Annotated in this window: 15 protein-coding genes and 1 pseudogene; 6 read left to right on the top strand and 10 right to left on the bottom strand. The window is 73.3% G+C overall.

Features of this window, described 5'->3' with window-relative positions:
* Window positions 1–227: 227 nt before the first annotated feature.
* From ACH4TG_RS10410 to ACH4TG_RS10390, 5 genes are all read right to left on the bottom strand, one after another.
* Complete coding sequence (locus ACH4TG_RS10410) at window positions 228–1,784, bottom strand: aromatic amino acid ammonia-lyase (protein WP_398241773.1); 1,557 nt, start codon at window positions 1,782–1,784, stop codon at window positions 228–230.
* Between the two features lies 1 nt (window position 1,785).
* Complete coding sequence (locus ACH4TG_RS10405; protein ID WP_398241772.1) at window positions 1,786–2,739, bottom strand: ABC transporter substrate-binding protein; 954 nt, start codon at window positions 2,737–2,739, stop codon at window positions 1,786–1,788.
* Window positions 2,740–2,952: 213 nt separating this feature from the next.
* On the bottom strand, window positions 2,953–3,624 hold the full coding sequence (locus ACH4TG_RS10400) for an ABC transporter permease (protein WP_398241771.1): 672 nt from the start codon (window positions 3,622–3,624) through the stop codon (window positions 2,953–2,955).
* Window positions 3,621–4,376, bottom strand: a complete 756-nt coding sequence (locus tag ACH4TG_RS10395) for an ABC transporter permease (RefSeq protein WP_398241770.1) — start codon at window positions 4,374–4,376, stop codon at window positions 3,621–3,623. Before ACH4TG_RS10395 ends, ACH4TG_RS10400 begins: the two co-directional genes overlap by 4 nt.
* Entirely contained in the window at window positions 4,373–5,542 is a 1,170-nt protein-coding gene (locus ACH4TG_RS10390) for an ABC transporter ATP-binding protein (RefSeq protein WP_398241769.1), read from the bottom strand. The genes ACH4TG_RS10395 and ACH4TG_RS10390 overlap by 4 nt, the downstream gene beginning before the upstream one ends.
* Window positions 5,543–5,854: 312 nt before the next feature.
* On the opposite strand from ACH4TG_RS10390, the gene ACH4TG_RS10385 reads away from it, so the two are divergent.
* Window positions 5,855–6,670 (top strand): type 1 glutamine amidotransferase, encoded by an 816-nt coding sequence (locus ACH4TG_RS10385; RefSeq protein ID WP_398241768.1) that lies wholly within the window; start codon window positions 5,855–5,857, stop codon window positions 6,668–6,670.
* 92 nt (window positions 6,671–6,762) lie between these two features.
* Complete coding sequence (locus tag ACH4TG_RS10380; RefSeq protein WP_398242120.1) at window positions 6,763–8,592, top strand: FG-GAP repeat domain-containing protein; 1,830 nt, start codon at window positions 6,763–6,765, stop codon at window positions 8,590–8,592.
* Window positions 8,593–8,611: 19 nt separating this feature from the next.
* Here the strand turns inward: ACH4TG_RS10380 and ACH4TG_RS10375 are convergent, their stop codons facing one another.
* Together ACH4TG_RS10375 and ACH4TG_RS10370 are read right to left on the bottom strand one after the other, a co-directional pair.
* Window positions 8,612–9,085, bottom strand: a complete 474-nt coding sequence (locus tag ACH4TG_RS10375) for a DUF4240 domain-containing protein (RefSeq protein ID WP_398241767.1) — start codon at window positions 9,083–9,085, stop codon at window positions 8,612–8,614.
* 80 nt (window positions 9,086–9,165) lie between these two features.
* The gene (locus tag ACH4TG_RS10370) at window positions 9,166–9,303 is read right to left on the bottom strand and encodes a hypothetical protein (protein WP_398241766.1); all 138 of its coding nucleotides are present in this window, start codon (window positions 9,301–9,303) and stop codon (window positions 9,166–9,168) included.
* Window positions 9,304–9,429: 126 nt separating this feature from the next.
* Here ACH4TG_RS10370 and ACH4TG_RS10365 point away from each other — a divergent pair, with 126 nt between their 5' ends.
* Together ACH4TG_RS10365 and thrS are read left to right on the top strand one after the other, a co-directional pair.
* Window positions 9,430–10,245, top strand: coding sequence for an alpha/beta fold hydrolase (locus ACH4TG_RS10365; protein WP_398241765.1), 816 nt, complete (start codon window positions 9,430–9,432; stop codon window positions 10,243–10,245).
* A 379-nt stretch (window positions 10,246–10,624) separates the two neighbouring features.
* Window positions 10,625–11,857: pseudogene (gene thrS, locus ACH4TG_RS10360) on the top strand (threonine--tRNA ligase); the annotation flags it as partial.
* A 754-nt stretch (window positions 11,858–12,611) separates the two neighbouring features.
* Here thrS and ACH4TG_RS10355 read toward each other — a convergent pair.
* The 3 genes from ACH4TG_RS10355 to ACH4TG_RS10345 all read right to left on the bottom strand — a co-directional run bounded on the left by ACH4TG_RS10355 (window position 12,612) and on the right by ACH4TG_RS10345 (window position 14,988).
* On the bottom strand, window positions 12,612–12,893 hold the full coding sequence (locus ACH4TG_RS10355) for a hypothetical protein (RefSeq protein ID WP_398241764.1): 282 nt from the start codon (window positions 12,891–12,893) through the stop codon (window positions 12,612–12,614).
* A gap of 528 nt (window positions 12,894–13,421) precedes the next feature.
* Window positions 13,422–13,952 (bottom strand): hypothetical protein, encoded by a 531-nt coding sequence (locus ACH4TG_RS10350; protein ID WP_398241763.1) that lies wholly within the window; start codon window positions 13,950–13,952, stop codon window positions 13,422–13,424.
* A gap of 61 nt (window positions 13,953–14,013) precedes the next feature.
* The gene (locus ACH4TG_RS10345; protein WP_398241762.1) at window positions 14,014–14,988 is read right to left on the bottom strand and encodes a WD40 repeat domain-containing protein; all 975 of its coding nucleotides are present in this window, start codon (window positions 14,986–14,988) and stop codon (window positions 14,014–14,016) included.
* A 452-nt stretch (window positions 14,989–15,440) separates the two neighbouring features.
* Here ACH4TG_RS10345 and ACH4TG_RS10340 point away from each other — a divergent pair, with 452 nt between their 5' ends.
* Complete coding sequence (locus ACH4TG_RS10340; protein ID WP_398241761.1) at window positions 15,441–16,694, top strand: ROK family transcriptional regulator; 1,254 nt, start codon at window positions 15,441–15,443, stop codon at window positions 16,692–16,694.
* Window positions 16,695–16,818: 124 nt separating this feature from the next.
* A complete protein-coding gene (locus ACH4TG_RS10335) occupies window positions 16,819–18,435 on the top strand; it encodes a beta-N-acetylhexosaminidase (protein WP_398241760.1) in 1,617 nt (538 codons plus the stop codon).
* Window positions 18,436–18,458 lie beyond the last annotated feature (23 nt).

Genomic DNA, 18,458 nt, shown 5'->3' with positions numbered 1-18,458 from the left:
CTGAGCCTCTTCCGCGCTTTCGGTTGTCCGAACATGAACTCCCCCAGTGCTGTCCGGCAGTGCCCTCGGCCGGTCCCCGTGCAGCTGCCATGCGTAACGACCGCGGTAGGCGGCCGTGAATGACGGCTCCGACTCTAGAGCGGCCGACACCCGGCGAGGAGTACCCAATCGGACAGTCCCGCGGGGATCGGGTGCCGAGGCGCAACGAGCCCCGAACCGCAAGGACTTCAGAGGCCGGCCAGTGCGGGGAGCAGTGCGGCGGCCGCGGCGACATCCGCGGTGAGGGGGCGGTCCTCGCCGGCCTCGGGCAGTCCCGCGTCGAGCACGGCGTGGACCGGCGCGGTCGGCGCGAGGGACCGCACCCCGCTCTGCTGCTGGCGCAACGCCCGTATCGCGGCGACGAGTTCACTGGCCAGGACGAGCCGGTAGGCGTCAATGGCCCGCAGCGTCTGGCGGGCGCCCTGCGAGGCGAAGCTCGCGGCCTCCTCCAGCCCGCGGGAGAGCACGGCGTGCCCGGACGACGCCGGGGCAGCGCAGGCCCGCAGTTCGGCGAGGGCCGCGTTGGCGCTGTACTCCAGGATCATGATCCCGGAGCTGGCCGCGGGCCCGTCGGCCAGGAACGGGCGCAGGCCGGTGAGTTCGGGGTCGCCGTAGGAGGACAGGCGGGCCGCGGAGAGCTGGGCGGTCTGGAGCAGCGCCAGGCACAGGCGGTCCAGCGACAGGCCCAGCGGCGTCGCGAAGAACCCGCCGTGGTGGTAGGCGGCCGGGCCGCCGTCGGGGCCGCCGTCCTCGGTGATCAGCGGGTTCTCCGAGGGCGAGTTGAGCTCGACGGCGAGGATCCGGCGCAGTTCGCCGGCCGCCTCCAGCGCCGGACCGTGCGCCTGCGGGAAGGCCCGGAAGCCGTAAGGGTCCTGGATGCGCAGGCCGGTGGAGTGCGGGCGGTCGGGCGCGCCGAGCAGCCGCCGCACCTCCGCGGCGGCGTGCATCGCGCCGGGGTAGGGGCGCAGGGCGTGCACGGGTGCGGCGTACGCCTCCAGGGAGCCGGAGACCGCGGCCAGCGACAGCGCGGCGACGGCGTGCCCGGCGCGCAGCAGCATCTCGACCTCGTGGCAGGCCAGCGCGGCCTGGCCCAGCGTGAGGGCGCTGCTGCTCATCAGGGCGAGGGCGTCGCCGAGTTCGAGGGTGACCGGTGCGGGCACGGCCGTCGGGACGAGCCGCGCGGCGTCGGTCTCGCCGGGCGCCAGGTCCCCGCAGAGCCAGGGGCGTTCGCCGATCAGCGTGAGTCCGGCCTGCGCCAGCGCGGTGAGGTCGCCGGTGCCGACCGCGCCGAACTCGTTGACGGCCGGGTGCACGCCGAGCCGCAGCGCCTCCACCATGGCCTCGACGACGGCGGGTTGCAGGCCCGAGCCGCCGGCGAGCACCTGGTTGGCGCGGATCGCGAGCATGGCCCGCACCTGGCGGGACGGCAGCAGCGCGCCGATGCCGCCGGCGTGGCTGCGCAGCAGCCGCAGGTCCTGTCCCGCCTGGTCCTCGGCGGCGACGAACACCATCCGGTTGGCGCCGACTCCGGTGTGCCGTCCGTAGAGCCGTCCGGACGCGGCGAGCGCGCGGCCGGTGCGCCAGGAGCGGTCGGCGCGGGCGAGGGCGTCGGGCGGGATCGCCGGTTCCGCGTCGCGCCCGGCGAGGGCGGCGACCGCGTCGGGGTCCAGGCTCGCCCCGTCGAGCACCACGAAGGCACCCTCCCCGGGGGAGGGTGCCTTCGTGGGCGGCGACGCGGGGTCCATGTCAGGCCAGGCCGGCCGACTTCAGCCACGCCTGCGCGACGGCCAGCGGGTCCTTCTTGTCGTTCTGCACCTGGGCGTTCATGTCGAGCAGCGCCTCGGTGGTCAGCTTCGCGGAGACCGCGTTGAGCGCGTCCACGCCGTTCTGCTGCAGACCGGTCTTGGAGACCAGCGGCAGCACGTTCTCGAAGCCGAACAGGTTCTTCGGGTCCTTCAGCGAGACCCACTTCTCCTGGGCGATGGTGACGTCGGTGCTGAAGATGTCCGCGGCCTGCACGTTGTCGTTCTTCAGCGCGGCCTCGGTGAGCGGGCCGCCGACGTCGAGGGTCTTGTACGACTTGGGCGTGAGGCCGTACACGGACTTGAGCCCGAGCAGGCCCTGCTGCCGGTTCTTGAACTCCGGCGAGCCGCCGAAGGTGATCTCGTCGCCGTGCTTCGCCAGGTCCGCGATCGTCGAGTCGGCGGTCAGGTGGTACTTGGCGGCGGTGGCCGCGTTGACCGTCACCGAGTCCTTGTCCTCGGCGGGCGCCGGGTTCAGGATCGTGAGCTTCGAGTCGAGCTTCGCGGTGATCGCGGTCGCCGTCGCGTCCACGGTGGCCGGCGTCGCGGTCTTGTCGAGGTACGCCAGCAGCGCGCCGTTGTACTCGGGGAGAACGGTCACCGAGCCGTTCTGCAGCATCTTGTAGGTGGTCTCGCGGGTGCCGATGTTCGGCTTGTAACTGACGGTGATCCCCTTGGCCTTGAGCGCCTCACCGTAGATGTCGCCGATGAGGATGGACTCGGGGAAGTTGTTGGAGCCGACGACGACCGTGCCCGACTTGGCCTTGGGCGCGGCCAGCGGGTCCTTGGAGCCGGAGGAGGAAGAGGAACAGCTCGCCAGCAGGGGGGCTGCGGTGACCGCGGCGACGGCGAGCGCGGCCAGTCGGATGTTCCTCGGGCTGGACAAGGTGTTCTTCACGTGGGGATTCACGATTACCGCTTCCGGACGAAATGGGCTTCGGACATGGATCGCTTGTTCGAGCGGGGCCTGCGGCTACCCCGAAATCCAGCCATGGGCCTTCGGGGCAGTCAAGCGAATAAGGTCACCGATCGGCATGGGATCGGCATCGGATCGGCCTCCGCTCGCGGGAGTTGTGCCTCCGCTTGCCGAGGCCGTCCGGCGGCCGCGGGCTCACCGGCGGCGCCGCACGCCAGGGGACACGACGAGCCGGCCGACCGCCCAGAACAGCCCCATCGTCACGAGCGCCAGCCCGGCGACGAGGACCGCTCCGCCGACCACCTGCGCGTAGGTCTGCTGGGCGAGGCCGTCGATGATGTAGCGGCCGAAGCCGCCGAGGCTGATGTAGGCGGCGATGGTGGCGGTCGACACGACCTGGATCGCCGCCGAGCGCAGGCCGCCGAGGATCAGCGGCAGCGCGACCGGGAGTTCGACCTGGAAGAGCACGCTCAGCGGGCTCATCCCCATGCCGCGGGCCGCGTCGACGGGCGCCGGGTCCACGTTGCGGATCGCCTCGTGCGCGGTGACGAGGATCGGTGCGACGGCCAGCGCCACCAGCGGGACCATCGCCGGCGTGGTGCCCAACTGGCCCAGCCAGACGGTCATCAGCACCAGCAGGCCGAAACTGGGCAGCGCGCGGGCACCGGTGGCGAACGCGGACAGCGCGTAGCCGCCGCGCCCGGTGTGGCCGGTGAACAGGCCCAGCGGCAGCCCGATGGCCGCGGCGATGGCGAGCGCGATCGCGCTGTACTGGACGTGCTCCAGCAGGCGGTGCGGGATGCCGTTCTCGCCGTGCCAGTTGGCGCCGTCGGAGAAGAAGGAGTTGAGGAAGTGCAGGAGGTTCATCGGGCGGCCTCCCCGAGCGCGGCGGTTTCCTTGTCCTTGCCCGCGGCGGGATCGGCGCCGGGCCCGATGTCGTCGCCCGGCCCGGTGCGGGCGGCCCGCCGCGCGGCCGCCCGGCCGTGCGGCTGCCACGGCGTGAGCAGCACCTGCGCCAGCACCAGCAGGCCGTCGACGGCGATCGCCAGCACCGCGGTGGTGACCACGGACGTGACGATCAGCGGATCGCGGTGGTAGATCATGCCGTCGTGCAGCAGGTTGCCGAGCGCACCCTGGTTGCCGATGATCGCGCCGACGCTGACCAGGCTGATGCTGGACACCGCGGCCAGCCGCAGGCCCGCCATGATCGCCGGTACCGCGATGGGCAGTTCGACCTGCACGAACCGCCGGAACGAGCCGAAGCCCATCGCGGTGGCCGCGGCCACCGTGTCCGGCGACACCGCGCGGGTGCCCTCCACGATCGCCGGCACCAGCAGCACCAGGCTGTAGACGGTCAGCGGGATCATCACGGTGGTCTCGGTGGCCCCGGTGTAGTCGATGAGGACGACGAAGAAGGCCAGCGAAGGGATCGCGTACAGCACGGTGGTGACCCACAGCACCGGCGCGTAGAACCAGCTGAAGCGGGCGCACACCAGGGCGATCGGCAGCGCGATGAGCAGGCCGAACAGCACCGGCAGCAGGGCTTCCTGCAGATGCAGGCCGATCAGGCCGGCGTAGGAGTGCTGGAGGTCGCTCGGGATGTCGAAGTACTGGTTCATCGCAGCGCCTTCACCGGCTCCCCCGCGTCCCCGTCGGGGCTGTCGGGTTTGGCCGCGCGCCGGGCGTGCGCGCCGCGGATCGCCGTCGCGATGGTCTCCTGCGAGGTGACGCCGACCGCCTTCCCGGTGCCGTCCACCGCGACCGCCCAGCCGGTCGGCGAGAGCACCGCGCAGTCCAGCGCGTCACGCAAGCTCTCGCGGCCGAGGACGAAGGGACGGCCGTGCGGCAGCAGCGCGGCGGCCGACGCGTCCGCGGCCTGCTCGGCCGGCCGCCCGGCCTCGGCCCAGCCCAGCGGCTTGCCCTCGGCGTCGGTGACCAGCAGGTACGGCAGTTCGGGCAGGGTGCGCTCGGCGATCTGCGCGGCGTCGGCGTCGACCGTGACGATGGGCGTGGCCGTCACGTCCAGGCCGGCCGAGGTGAAGAACGACAGGCGGCGGATGCCGCGGTCGGTACCGAGGAAGTCCTCCACGAACGCGTCCGCGGGCGACGACAGCAGCTCGTCCGGCGGCGCGAACTGCGCCAGGTGCCCGCCGGTGCGCATCACCGCGATCATGTTGCCGAGCTTGATGGCCTCGTCGATGTCGTGCGTGACGAACACGATGGTCTTGCCCAGTTCGGCCTGGATCCGCAGCAGCTCGGCCTGAAGCCCCTTGCGGACGATCGGGTCGACCGCGGAGAACGGCTCGTCCATCAGCAGCACCGGCGGGTCCGCGGCCAGCGCCCGCGCCACGCCCACCCGCTGCTGCTGGCCGCCGGAGAGCTGGTACGGGTAGCGCTTGGCCAGGGCAGCGTCCAGGCCCACCCGCTCCATCAGCTCCGTCGCCCGCTCCCGGGCCCGCCCGCGGTCCCAGCCCAGCATCCGCGGCACGGTCGCGATGTTGTCGATGATCGTGCGGTGCTGGAACAGGCCGGCGTTCTGGATGACGTACCCCATGGAACGGCGGAGCGCCGTGACCGGCTGCTGTGCGATGTCCTGACCGTCGAGCAGGATGCGGCCGCCGCTCGGCTCGACCATCCGGTTGATCATGCGCAGGGTGGTCGTCTTGCCACAGCCGGAGGGACCCACAAGCACGGTGATCGACCCGTCGGGAATGTCCAGGGTGAGGTCGTCCACCGCGACGGTGCCGTCTGGGTACCGCTTGGTGACTGACTCGATGCGTATCAACGTGCTTCCCCTTCGGGGGTGGACGGGCCGTCCCGCGGGAGCCTATCCCGCGGGTACGTCAAGACATGGAGATGCGGATGCCCCGCCACACCGCGTTCACACCTGTGCAACACGTCTCACCCGGGAGGGGTCGGGCGGCCCCGCCCAGGCGTGGCGCGGGCCGCTTCGCAGTGGCGCGGCAGGCTGTGTCCTGGGTCACGGGAGCCCGTCGCCGCCCCCTTCACGCGCCCTTCACGGGCCGGCGCGTCACCGGCCGGCGGAGCGCCGGAGGTGTGAGGCACGTGACAGCGGGGCGCGGGCGCGGGGTGCAGCATGGGGGCGGCATACGGCGAGGTGGAGGAGAAGGACGCGATGGGCGAGGGTACGGAGCAGAACGCCGGCGATGGTGGCGCGACGGCCGGCGGTGCGGGCGCGACGGCGCTGGTGATCCAGAGCACCCCGAACGGCGGCCCGGGCCGCTGGGAGGGCTGGCTCCGCGAGGGCGGCCTCGACCTGGACGTGGTGCCCGCCTACGACGGCGCCCCCGTCCCCGAGTCCCTGGCGGGCCGTCAGGCACTCGTCGTGCTGGGCGGCGGCTACCTGCCGGACGACGACGCCCGCGCGCCCTGGCTGCCCGCGACCCGCGCGCTGGTGCAGGAGGCGCTGGCCACCGGCACGCCCGTCTTCGGGATCTGCCTCGGCGGCCAGATGCTCGCCCACGTCGCCGGCGGCGCGGTCAAGGGCAGCCACGGGCACCCGGAGTACGGCAGCACGCCGCTGCGGCTGCGGGACGCCGCCGCCGAGGACCCGCTGTTCCAGGGCCTGCCCGCCGCACCCACCGCGATCGAGCACCACGTCGACGCGATCACCGAACTGCCGCCCGGCGCCCACTGGCTGGTCGAGTCCGACACCTGCCCGTACCAGGCGTTCCGCCTCGGCGACGGGCCCGCGTGGGGCGTCCAGTTCCACCCCGAGACCACCGCGGACCGCATCCGCCACTGGGACGCCGCCAACGTCGAGTCCCACGGCTTCGACCGCGACACCCTCCACCGCACCGCCCTCGCCGACGAGCCGGCCGCCACCGACGTCTGGCACACCGTGGCCCTCCGCTTCGCCGCGCAGGCGACCGGGCGCGCCGGGGCCGCCTGACGCGGCGTACAACCAATGCGCCCGGCCGGTGGTCCGACCGGTAGGGGCGCACGGATGGCGTCCCGCTCCAGAGGGGGGAGCCTTCCTTGTCTGTGCACGTGTCCCGCCGTCGCCCATCTCCGCACGCCGGCCGGCGCCGGCTCGGCGCCGCGATCGCCACCGTTCTCGCCGTCACGCTGGGCGCGGCCTCGATGACCGCCGTCCCCGCGGATGCGACCCAAGTGCGGTCCGCGACTGCGGAGTCGGGCGGCCTGCTCCCGATGGTGCCCGGCGCGCGGCTCGCCTCCGCGGGCTCCCAGGGCTATCTGACGTCCGTCCCGCACCAAGGTGAGGACGGAAAGCTCCGGTGGACGCCGTACGGGGGCGGAGCGGCGCGCGACATCGTCTTCGACTCCATCGAGGGGCTCGCCTCGCCGTCCGGGGACACGGTGGTCACCGCGAGCGAGATCCACGGGACCGAGGTACGGAACATGGCCACCGGCACGTCGTTCCGCATGCGGACGGTCGACGACGGCCTGGACAGCCTCTACGGAGGCGCCGCAGGCCCGGACCTCTTCACCCGCGGCGCGACGAAGCTGTGGCTTCAGGACGGCGACACCGAACCGCGGGCCGTGCAGGGCCTGGACGCGCATTCCCTCGCCGGCTGGGTGCGGCCGGGCGACGCCACGCACGGCCTGGTCGACACGAAGGACTCGAACGGCGTGAACCACGTCGCCCTCATCGACCTCACCGACGCCACCACCACCTACCCGTATCCCCCGCAGGCGCGGAACCCCGTGATCTCCGGCAACCGCCTGGCCTGGGTCGAGGACGACACGGCCACGCACACGCTCCAAGTGATCGTCCGCGACCGGACCACCGGCGCGGACACGGTCGTCCCCGTCCCGGGGACCACGGCGGGTGCCGACCTGCCGATCGGTCTGCTCGGCGACTGGGTGACGTACGGGACGACGGCCCTGCGCGCCGGGACCGGCGAGAAGGTCACACTCCTGGACAGCGTCGACTCCTCGTCCACCACTCCCGACGGCACCGCGCAGATCGTGCAGGGCGCCAACTCCGTCGACGGCGCAGGGGTCTTCCGGGTCTCGCTCGGCGCGGACGGACGCCCGGCCGTGCGGCTCCTCGCGCACGCGGGCACCATCACCTCCGCCCTGCACGACCTCGACAACGACGGTCTCCCCGATCTGCTGGGCCGGGACGCCGCGGGCGTGCTGTGGCGGGACAGCGCGGGGGACGGTCGGCCGCGGGCCGAGGTCGGCGGCGGCTGGCAGATCTACGACAAGATCGAGGTGGTCGGCGACATCGGCGGGGCGTACTTCACCGGCTTCCTGCCCGAGATCGTCGCCCGCGACAAGGCCGGGGTCCTGTGGCTGTACTCCGGCCGGGAGGACGGCGGAGTCACCAAGCGCATGCGGATCGGCGGGGGTTGGCAGGTCTACACCCACATCACCGGCGGCAGCGACCTCACGGGCGACGGCCGTCCCGACCTCGTCGCCGTCGACACGTCCGGCGTCCTGTGGCTCTACCCCAGCACCGGCACGCCGTCCCGCCCCTTCGAGCCCCGCAAGCGCATCGGCTCCGGCTGGAACATCTACAACCAGCTCACCGCCGTCGGAGACCTCGCCGGAGCACCCGGCGGCGACCTCGTCGCCCGCGACAGGAACGGCGTCCTGTGGCTCTACCTCGGCACGGGCAACGGCACGTTCACCCAGCGCACGAAGATCGGCGGCGGCTGGCAGGTCTACTCCGAACTCGTCGGCGCCGGCGACGTCGACCACGACGGCAAGGCCGATCTCTTCGCCTACTCCCCCGCCACGCGCACCGTCTCCCTCTACTCCGGCACCGCCGACCGCCACCGCCCCTTCGCCCCCCGCACCCCTTCCGACGCTCTCAAGTCCGTCCCCTACAACCACATCAGCTGAGCTTCTCCCTGACGGCGCGTCAGCCCGAGTCGGGATCGGCGGCCGGTGCCCCGGCCCCGGCCCACCCCGCGGTGTTCGCGTACGACTCGTACGAGTAGCGGGTGTGGCGGCCCCATTCCTCACCCGTGATCCGCCGGTACGCCTCGTCCGGGACGTAGAGCAGGCTCTCCGCCCAGACGAGGCCGCGGGCGTACGGGGCGAACAGGCGCGGATCGCCGAGCGCCGCCTCGTACGCCGCCCGGCCGGCGGCCACCACGGCCGCTCGCGTGTAGAGGAAGGCGTCCCCCGACAGGTCCTGGCCGTACTCCCTGCGGTCGAGCCGGTAGAGCGCCCATGCGAGCCGTTCGGCGAAGCCGACGACCGTCGCCGCCGGGCCGGCGGACAGGCGTTCCACGAGTGCCGCCGCCAGCGCGTCGGCGTCCGGGTCGGCGTCCAGGTCGGGCACGGACGGCGTGCAGGCGTCGATGAGTTGCCAGAAGTCGTCCTCGTTCATGCGGTGAGCATGGGGCACGGGTGCGACAGCGGGAGCCGTTCACCGGGCCGGGGAGCGGGAGCGGCGTCCGGCGGCGGGGGTCAGGCGCCGGGGGGGTCCGGGGGCGCGGCGTCTCCGGGGCGGCCGAAGGAGGCGTCGGTCATCAGGTCGGCCTCCTCGGCCCAGCGGGCCCACTCGGCGAGGGCCTCGTTGACGCGGATCGCCGCCTCGATGGCCATGCGCTGGGCGCGGGTGCGGCGGCTCGTTCCCCAGTCGCCGCGGTCCTTGGACGGGTGCTCGCCCGTCGATGGCGGGGACGGCCGCCTTCCGTAACCGGGCCGGCGGCCGGCCCGTTAGGGAGAACCGTGAGGAAGAGGATGGACGCCGGCGACGCGCTGATCACCTACACGGACGAGGGCGAGGGGCCCGCCGTCCTGCTGCTGCACGGCTCGTTCACGGCCGGCTGGTTCACCCCGGCGGGCAGCCGCCTCGCCGCGGACGGCCATCGCGTGCTGACCATGCACCGCGCCGGGTACGGCGGCAGCGAGGACCTGACAGCCGGCGCCTCCGTGGCCGCGCACGCCGGGCACGCCGCGCGGGTGCTGGAGGCGGCAGGGGTGCGGCGCGCCCACCTGGTCGGCCACTCCTCGGGCGCCGCCGTCGCCCTGCAACTCGCCTCGACCCGGCCCGACTTGGCGGCTTCCCTCGTCCTCCTGGACGCCGCCTTCCCCTTCGCGCCGGACGAGCCGGAGCACCCGGCCATGCCCCACGCCGTCGAGGCGGCGGGCCAAGGCGACTACGAGCGGGCCTTCGACCTCTTCTTCGGCGGCGTGAGCGGGCCGCGCTTCCGCGAGGTGGTCGTGCGCGAGCTCGGCGAGGACGGCCTGCGGGAGGCCGTCGCGGGCAGCCGGTACTTCTTCACCGTCGAGGGCCCGGCCATGCGGGCCTGGCCCTTCGGGGCGGCGGAGGCGGCGGCCGTGACCGCGCCGGTGCTGCTGGCCGTGGGTGGGGAGAGCGGGCGGCTCGGCACCGGCTACCGGGCGCGCGCCGCCCAGCTCGCCTCGTGGCTGCCGCACGCCGAACGCCGCCTGCTGCCGGGCCTCAGCCATGCCGCCCCGCTGGAGGACCCGGCAGCGGTCGCCTCCACGATCGAGGAGTTCGTGGCGCGTCACTCCGGATGAGGGCGGATGAGGCCGGATGGGCTCGGACTCGGACGGGCTCCGGGCGCACCGGGGCGCGGTCGGGAGCGGGGGGCAGCTGCCGCACCCGGAGACGGGGGGGACCATCGCGCCCGGCGACGGGGGACCGTGCCGCCCGGGGGCGGGCGGCCACCGCACCCAGGGCCGGACGGCCGCAGCACCTGGGGGCGACGGGAGGACAGCAGCGCCCGGGGACGTGTGCGCGTCGTGCCGTCCTGCTACCGTCTCCGCCATGAAGCGCGCTGCCATGACGACGACGCCGGAGAGTGTCCCGGCGCGCTGACCGATGTCCTAGTCGAAGCCCCGGGGCGAGTGCCCCGGGGCTTCTGCTTGCGGTCACTCGCTCCCTGTCCGCGAGGAGACCGCCATGCACGACCACCGCAAGCTCGGCCGTGAACTGGGCCTGTTCGACACCGACCCGCTCATCGGCGCCGGCCTGCCGTACTGGCTGCCCGACGGCGCCACCGTGCGGCACACCCTGGAGGAGTACATCCGCGCCGCCGAGCGGCGAGCGGGGTACCGCCACGTGTACTCACCGGTACTCGGCAAGCGCGAGCTGTACGAGATCTCCGGGCACTGGGCGCACTACAGCGACGACATGTTCCCCCCGATGGAACTCGGCGGGGAGCAGGTCGTCCTGCGGCCGAGCCTGTGCCCCCACCACGCGGTGATCTACCGCTCCCGCGCCCACAGCTACCGCGAACTCCCCCTGCGGATGGCCGAACTGGGCGGCATGTACCGCTCCGAACTCTCGGGCGTGCTCGGCGGGCTGACCCGGGTGCGGGCCATCCAGCTCAACGACGCGCACATCTTCTGCACCCTGGACCAGGTCGCCGAGGAGGCGCGGGCGGCGCTGGAGCTGATCGGCCGGGCGTACGAGGCGCTCGGCATCACCCCGACCCGCTACCGGCTCTCCCTCCCGGGCGCAGGCGGCAAGTACGTTGCCGCGCCCGACAAGTGGCAGCGGTCCACCGCCCTGCTGACCGACGTCCTCGACCGCTCCGGCCTGCCCTACGAGGCGGCCGAGGGAGAGGCCGCGTTCTACGGCCCCAAGATCGACGTCCAGGTGACCGACGGCGCGGGGCGGGAGTCCACCCTGTCCACCGTCCAGGTCGACTTCCACCAGCCCGAGCAGTTCGACCTGCACTACATCGGCGCGGACGGTGCCAAGCACCGCCCGGTCATGGTCCACCGCAGCATCATCGGCAGCGTGGAACGGGCCGTCGCCCATCTCGTCGAGCAGCACGGCGGCGCCTTCCCTGCCTGGCTCGCCCCGACCCAGCTGGTCGTCCTCCCGATCTCCGACGCCGAACTGCCGGACGCCGCGGCCCTCGCCGAGCGCTGCGCCCGCCTCGGGCTGCGCGCCGAGATCGCGGGACCGGAACGCGGCACCCTGGGCGCCCGGATCCGCGAGGCCCGCCTGGTCCCCTACCAGGCCGTCATCGGCGCCAAGGAGGCCACCGACGAGCACGTCGCGCTGCGCCTGCGCGACGGGCGCAGGCTCGGCCCGCGGCCGGTCGACGAGGTGCTCACCCGTATCGGCGCTCTCGTGTCGGCCCACAGCACCGACCTGTGGACCGACGCGGTCTCGTAGCGGCGCCGCCGTCCCCGTGGACGCGCCCGGTTCCGGCTGGCCGGGCACAACCCGCCCAAGCGGGGTGCGGCGGCCGGCTTGCGCGTCGCGCAGTTCCCCGCGCCCCCTCGGCTTCCGGGGTGCCTCGCGCTGCGCTTGGCCGTGTGCTGGTCTCATCGTGGCTCGTCGCGCGGTTCTCCGCGCCCCTTCGGCTTCCGGGGTGCCCCCGGGGGTGCTTTGCCGTCGGACGGCCTCGTTTGGGCTGGTCGCGCAGTTCCTCGCGCCCCTGGCGGTGCACGTTCGGTGGGTGGGGTCGGGGCCGCCACGGGAGTGTCTCCTCGGAACTGTGCGTGCGGGTTCTTCCCTTGGGTTGCCCGGGTGGATGCACAGTTCCTGCGGGGACACTCCCGCACCGTCCCCTCCCGGGCCGTCCCCCGACTGCGGGAGGAATAGGGGCGGGGGTCACCCCGTACAGGCGCGAGGTCCCCCGGAGCTTCGCCTGGGAGGTGGCTTCAACGCGCCCAGCCACAACGCACCGGGCACCCGGCAACGTGGGCCCGGGGGCGCCCCCGGCCCCCCGCCCCGGAGGGGCGATGCTCCAGGAGCGCGGGGAACTCCGCACCCAGCCACGCACGCACGTCGCAGACGGCAAACCACCCGGCGGGGCACCCCGGTTGCCGAAGGGGCGCGGGGAACTGCGCGACAAGCCCCAATGGGCGGCGCACCCGGCAACGCACCCAAGAGGGCACCCCAGGAAGCGGCCACGCATCAGGCCTCAGCCCCGCTCGAACGTGGGCTCCGTATTGCACCAGAGCTCGTCGCCGATGAAAGGGCTGACCGGCAGCCGCCCATGGAAAGTGCGCACCAGGAACTCGACGATGCCCAGGTCGTAGCGGACCCAGTACGGGCCCGACTGCGGCAGGTGGCGGCGGATGACGATGGGCCATGTGTCCGGATCGCCGACCGGGTTCCAGAAGGCGAAGTCGTCGTCCTGGTTGAGGCCCCACATGAGCAGGCCACCAGGCTCCAGATACGCCGGATCGAGGCCCACGGACATGGACCGCCGGCTGATGGTAGCCGCCCGGACCCCTCCCGCAGACGGGGGCCGGCCGGGAGGGGACGGTGCGGGAGTGTCCCCGCAGGAACTGTGCATCCACCCGGGCAAGCCAAGGGAAGAACCCGCACGCACAGTTCCGAGGAGACACTCCCGTGGCGGCCCCGACCCCACCCACCGAACGTGCACCGCCAGGGGCGCGAGGAACTGCGCGACCAGCCCAAACGAGGCCGTCCGACGGCAAAGCACCCCCGGGGGCACCCCGGAAGCCGAAGGGGCGCGAGGTCCCCCAGCGCTTCGCCTGGGAGGTACCCCCAGCGCGGCCAGCCACAACGCACCGGGCACCCGGCAACGCGGGCCCGGGGGCACCCCCGGCCCCCCGCCCCGAAGGGGCGATGCACCAGGAGCGCGGGGAACTCCGCGCCCAGCCACCCACGCACGTCGCAGACGGCAAACCACCAGGCGGGGCACCCCAGTTGCCGAAGGGGCGCGGGGTCCCCCAGCGCGCACAACCACGGCGAACCGTTGGCCTCAGCCCCGCTCGAAGGTGGGCGACCCATTGCCCCAGAGCGCGTCCCCGCTGAACGGGCTGACCGCTAGCCGCCCATGAAAAGTGCGGACCAGGAATTCGACGATGCCGATGTCGTAGCGGACCCAGTGCGGGCCCGACCGCGGCAGGTGCCGACGGATGACGACCGGCCATGTGTCCGGATCGCCGACCGGGCTCCAGAAGGCGACGTCGTCGTCATGGTTGAAGCCCCACATGAGCAGGCCGCCGGGCTCCAGGTACGCCGGATCGAGGCCCACGTTCTCCTCCTCGAACTCGGACACCTCGCCGGACGTCGGAAAGACACCGGAGCGCGTCCCGATCTCGGAGGCCGGGAGCGGCGGGAAGATGCTGAGGTACCGCGAGATCTCGACCAGCCCGTACGTCTCCGCCAGCCACATGTAGTCGGCGGGAAGTGCGCTGCCGTAGCCCCGCACGATCTCCTCCGCCCCCGGGATCGGCCACTTCTCGGCCGGTGGCTCCAGCAGCCGCACCAGTTCTGCCTTCACCGACACGGAGACCCCCTCCACCAGGACTTTGACCGCCGGCTGATGCTAGCCGCTGGCAGGTGCCCCGTCAGCGCGGCGGGTCCGCCGACACTCGGGTGAGCCTCGCGCATCCGGCGGCAATGTGCACGGTGGCCAGGAGGACCGTGCCGTCGAGGCAGCCAAGAGCCGTGGGATTGACGCCCGGGATCGGGCTGTACGCGGGCTGCCCGGTGACGGCGTCCAGGACCCGTACGACGCCCCCGTCCGGCGACACGAACAGCAGTCCCCGCTCCCCCAGGCACGCCGCGGCGACGTCCCCGCAATCGGAGCCCAACTGCAAAGGCGGGCCCAGCAGTTCGCCCGTGACGGCGTTCCACCGCGAGAGCATGCCGTTCATGTCCAGCGACGCCAGCATGGCCCGCCGGTCGGGAAGGACGAGCGACGTCATCCGCATGTTGTACGCGCCGGGCCCGTCGACGAGCCGGCCGAAACACTCGCCGGTGGCGGCGACCCAACGGAACACCACCCCTGCCTCGTCCTCGGCCGCGATCAGGACGGTGCCGTCGGTGAGTGTCAGCGAGGTGATCGTCTTCAGCGGCCGGTCCGGCCCCCGCAACGGTGGGTCCAGTGCCTCGCCGGTCGCCGCGTCCCAGTAGCCGACGTACGGCTCGCACTGCGTCGCGGCGGCGATGAACGCCCGCCCCCCGGGCAGCATCCCGGTGGTGACGTCCCATATAGAGTCGTCGAAATCGGCCAACGCGCCGTCGCAGATCACTCGTCCGCTCTCGGCGTCGACCCGTAAGACCCCCATGTCCGTCCCCACCGCAACCACCGCGACACGGCCGGCCGGAGTGGCCACGGCGAGCGTCGACACCAGCGCGTCGCCCCGGAAATGCCACAGCGGTTCACCGGTGCGGTGATCCCAACGCCCCACGTCATAACCGGCGTCCGTCGTCAGCAGCACGGGTCGGCCGGCTCCGTTCCGGGACAGCGCCGGCACGACACGGCCCGCCTCGTCCTCGGCGAACGTCGGCCCCAGCTCCATGTGCAGCGAATCCAGCACGGCGCTCCTCTCCTCCATCCCTCCCGCAGACGGGGGCCGGCCCGGGAGGGGACGGTGCGGGAGTGTCCCCGCAGGAACTGTGCACACACCCGGGCACCTTCGCGGAGGGAGCCGCACGCACAGTTCCGAGGAGATACTCCCGTGGCGGCCCCGACCCCACCCACCGAACGTGCACCGCCAGGGCGCGAGGAACTGCGCGACCAGCCCAGACGAGACCAGCAGACGGCCACGCGCAGCAAGAGGCACCCCGGAAGCCGGGGGCGCGACGAGACCAGCAGACGGCCACGCGCAGCGCGAGGCACCCCGGAAGCCGACCCCGGACGACGCCCCGCGGAGCGAACACCCGTTCCGCCGCCGGACCTTGACACCCCCGCGCACCCCCGCCAATATCTAAAGCGTCTTAAGTAAAGCCACTTTAGAGATTGCCCGCGGCAGCGAACGGAGTACCCCCGGTGAAGGAACCGCTCGTTCCGCAGGCGCGGGCACCCCAACCCCGGGCACCCCAACCCCGGGAACCCCAACCGCAGGCACCCCGACCGCAGGCACCCCGCCGAGGGGACGAACTGGCCGCCTCACCAGCCCCGAAGCGCGCCAGCAACCCCCGCACGAAAGCCCAGGCCCAGGACAGCCGCGTCCACAACCGCGCCCTCGTCCTGGCGACCCTCTACCACGGGTCGGCCATGAGCCGGGCGGAACTCTCACGGGTGTCGGGGCTGACCGCCCCCACCGTGTCGGCCCTGGTGGCCGACCTCGAGGCCGACGGGTTGGTGGCGGACGTGGAGCCGCCCCGGGACAGCGGAAGGCGGCGCGGGAAGCCGTCGATGCTGGTGGCGATCCAGGACGACGCCGTGAACCTGGTGACCCTCGACCTCTCCCCGGCCGGGGCCTTCCGCGGGGCGGTGATGAACCTGCGCGGCAAGGTCCTGGCGCGCGGCCGGGTCCCGATCGGGGACGCCCTGGGCGCGCAGGCCGCCGCGCTCGTCCCGCAACTGGCCGCGGAACTGGTGGCCGCCGCACCCGGCAGGGTCCTGGGCATCGGTGTCGCCTCACCCGGGATCATCGACCGCCAGGGCGTGATCCGCCAGGCCGCGCACCTCGGCTGGAACGACCTGCCGGTGGCCGCCGGCCTGGCCGACGCCTTCGGGGTCCCGGCCCATGCCGGCAACGACGTGAACCTCGCCGCCCTGGCGGCCCTGCACTTCGGGAGGACCACCGCGCAGAGCCTGATGGTCGTCGGCATCGAGCACGGCGTGGGAGCCGGCCTGATCGTCGACGGAAAGCTCGTCGAGGGCGAGCAGTTCGCCGCCGGCGAGATCGGCCATCTGACCGTGGACCCCGACGGCGAGCGGTGCGTCTGCGGCCGCCGCGGCTGCCTGGATCCGCTCATCGACGCCGCCCGGCTCAAGGAGAGGCTGGCGGGCGCCACCGCCGACGAACGCGCGAGCGTCCTGAGCACGGCCGGCGTGGCGCTCGGCAGGATCCTGGCCCCCATCGCCAGCGCCCTCAACCTCAACGAGATCGGGGTCATGGGCCCCGCCGACCTGGTGGAAGGCCCGCTGACCGACACCGCGCAACTCACCGCGCGGGCGTACACGCTCTCACCGATCAGCGCGTCACTGCACGTCAGGTCCCTGTCCTCGGATCTGGACCTGCCCCTCCTCGGAGCCGCCTGCAAGGTGCTCTCCGGGGAACTCGGGGTCCTCTGACGGCTGCCGGGCCCCCTCGGCAGCCGGCCCGTCCGGCACCCGCAGCACCGGCAGCACCGCCGTGCCGCGCCCGCCGCCTCCCTCCGGCACGCCCGCCGGAGCGCTGAAAGGCTGACCTCATCCCATGCTGCCCCAACCCGCCTCCGTCCAGTGGCACGACGGCGCGTTCACGCTCGACGGGACCACCACCCTCGTCGCCGACCGCGCACTCGCGCCCACCGCCCACTGGCTTCAGGAGAACCTGCGCCCCGCCACCGGACTGCCGTTGCCGGTCAACGCCCCGGCAGAGCACGGGGACCGCGCCATCGTCCTCCGGCAGTCCCCGGACCTCGCGCAGGAGGCGTACCGCCTCGCGGTGAGCCCCGAGCGGGTCCTGATCGAGGCCGGCTCACGGGCCGGCGCCTTCCACGCCTGCCAGTCCCTGCTGCAGCTGCTGCCTCCCGCGATCCACCGCAAAGCCCGTGTCCAGGCGCGCTGGACGCTGCCGGCGGTCACCGTCGAGGACGCGCCGCGGTTCGCGTGGCGCGGGGTACTGCTCGACGTGGCACGCCACTTCATGCCCAAGCAGGACCTCCTGCGGTTCGTCGACCTGATGGCGATGCACCGGCTCAACGTCCTGCACCTGCACCTCACCGACGACCAGGGCTGGCGGCTGGAGATCGCCCGCTACCCCCGCCTCACGGAGACGGGTTCCTGGCGCCGGGAGTCGCAGCTCGGTGCCGGCGCCGACGCGCCGGGCAACGACCGTCCGCACGGCGGCTATTACACCCAGGACGACATCCGCGAGATCGTCGGCTACGCCGAGGCCCGCCACATCACCGTCGTCCCCGAGATCGACCTGCCCGGACACTCGCAGGCCGCCATCGCCGCCTACCCGCACCTCGGCGTCCACGGCAACGACCTCCCGGTGCACACCCGTTGGGGCGTCAACCCGAACATCTGCAACACCGAGGACAGCACGCTCGACTTCTTCCGCGACGTCCTGGACGAGGTCGTGGACCTCTTCCCCGGCCGCTTCATCGGTGTGGGCGGGGACGAGTGCCCCAAGGACCAGTGGCGGGTGGACCCGCGTACCCAGGAGCTCATGCGGCAGCGGCAGTTGGCGGACGAGAACGAGCTCCAGGCGTGGTTCGTCGGCCGGCTCGGCGCGCACCTGGCGGCCCGCGGACGGCGGGTCCTCGCCTGGGACGACGTTCTGGAGGGCGCGGTCCCGGACGGCGCGGTGATCGCCTCGTGGCGCGGGATGACCGGTGCCCGCACCGCCGCCCGCCGCGGGCACGACGTCGTCTCCTGCCCCGACGACCAGGTCTATCTCGACTACCGCCAGTCCGAGTTGCCGGAGGAACCCATCCCCTTCGCGGTGCCGCTGACCCTGGAGGACGCCTACCGCTTCGATCCCGTGCCGGACGGCCTGACCGGCGACGAGGCCCGGCACATCCTCGGCGGCCAGGCCAACATCTGGACCGAGCACATGGACTCGCCGCGCACCGTCGACTACTTCGCCTTCCCCCGGTTGTGCGCCGTCGCCGAGGCGCTGTGGTCCGGCGCGCAGCGCGACTTCGAGGCGTTCCGCGTCCGCCTCGCCGAGCACCTTCCCCGGCTGGAGGCGCTCGGCGTGGAGTACCGCCGCGAGTCCGGCCCCCTGCCCTGGCAGCGCCGCCCCGGCGTCGCCGGCAAGCCCGCGACCAGGGACGACTGGGCCGCCTTCATCGACGGCCAGGTCGCCGGCATCAAGAGCTGAGCGCCCCCGCCTCAGCACCCACC

It is taken from the genome of Streptomyces sp. NPDC020917 (genome assembly GCF_044333795.1).
GTDB lineage: Bacteria > Actinomycetota > Actinomycetes > Streptomycetales > Streptomycetaceae > Actinacidiphila.
This window is presented reverse-complemented; position numbering and strand designations above follow the sequence as displayed.

What these genes read in the sequence shown, in the direction of transcription:
- ACH4TG_RS10335 (WP_398241760.1), top strand. Translation starts at nt 16,819, where the DNA reads ATGCTGCCCCAACCCGCCTCCGTCCAGTGGCACGACGGCGCGTTCACG.
- ACH4TG_RS10395 (WP_398241770.1), bottom strand. Translation starts at nt 4,376, where the DNA reads ATGAACCAGTACTTCGACATCCCGAGCGACCTCCAGCACTCCTACGCC.
- ACH4TG_RS10355 (WP_398241764.1), bottom strand. Translation starts at nt 12,893, where the DNA reads ATGTCCGTGGGCCTCGATCCGGCGTATCTGGAGCCTGGTGGCCTGCTC.
- ACH4TG_RS10375 (WP_398241767.1), bottom strand. Translation starts at nt 9,085, where the DNA reads ATGAACGAGGACGACTTCTGGCAACTCATCGACGCCTGCACGCCGTCC.
- ACH4TG_RS10400 (WP_398241771.1), bottom strand. Translation starts at nt 3,624, where the DNA reads ATGAACCTCCTGCACTTCCTCAACTCCTTCTTCTCCGACGGCGCCAAC.
- ACH4TG_RS10370 (WP_398241766.1), bottom strand. Translation starts at nt 9,303, where the DNA reads ATGGCCATCGAGGCGGCGATCCGCGTCAACGAGGCCCTCGCCGAGTGG.
- ACH4TG_RS10410 (WP_398241773.1), bottom strand. Translation starts at nt 1,784, where the DNA reads ATGGACCCCGCGTCGCCGCCCACGAAGGCACCCTCCCCCGGGGAGGGT.
- ACH4TG_RS10385 (WP_398241768.1), top strand. Translation starts at nt 5,855, where the DNA reads ATGGGGGCGGCATACGGCGAGGTGGAGGAGAAGGACGCGATGGGCGAG.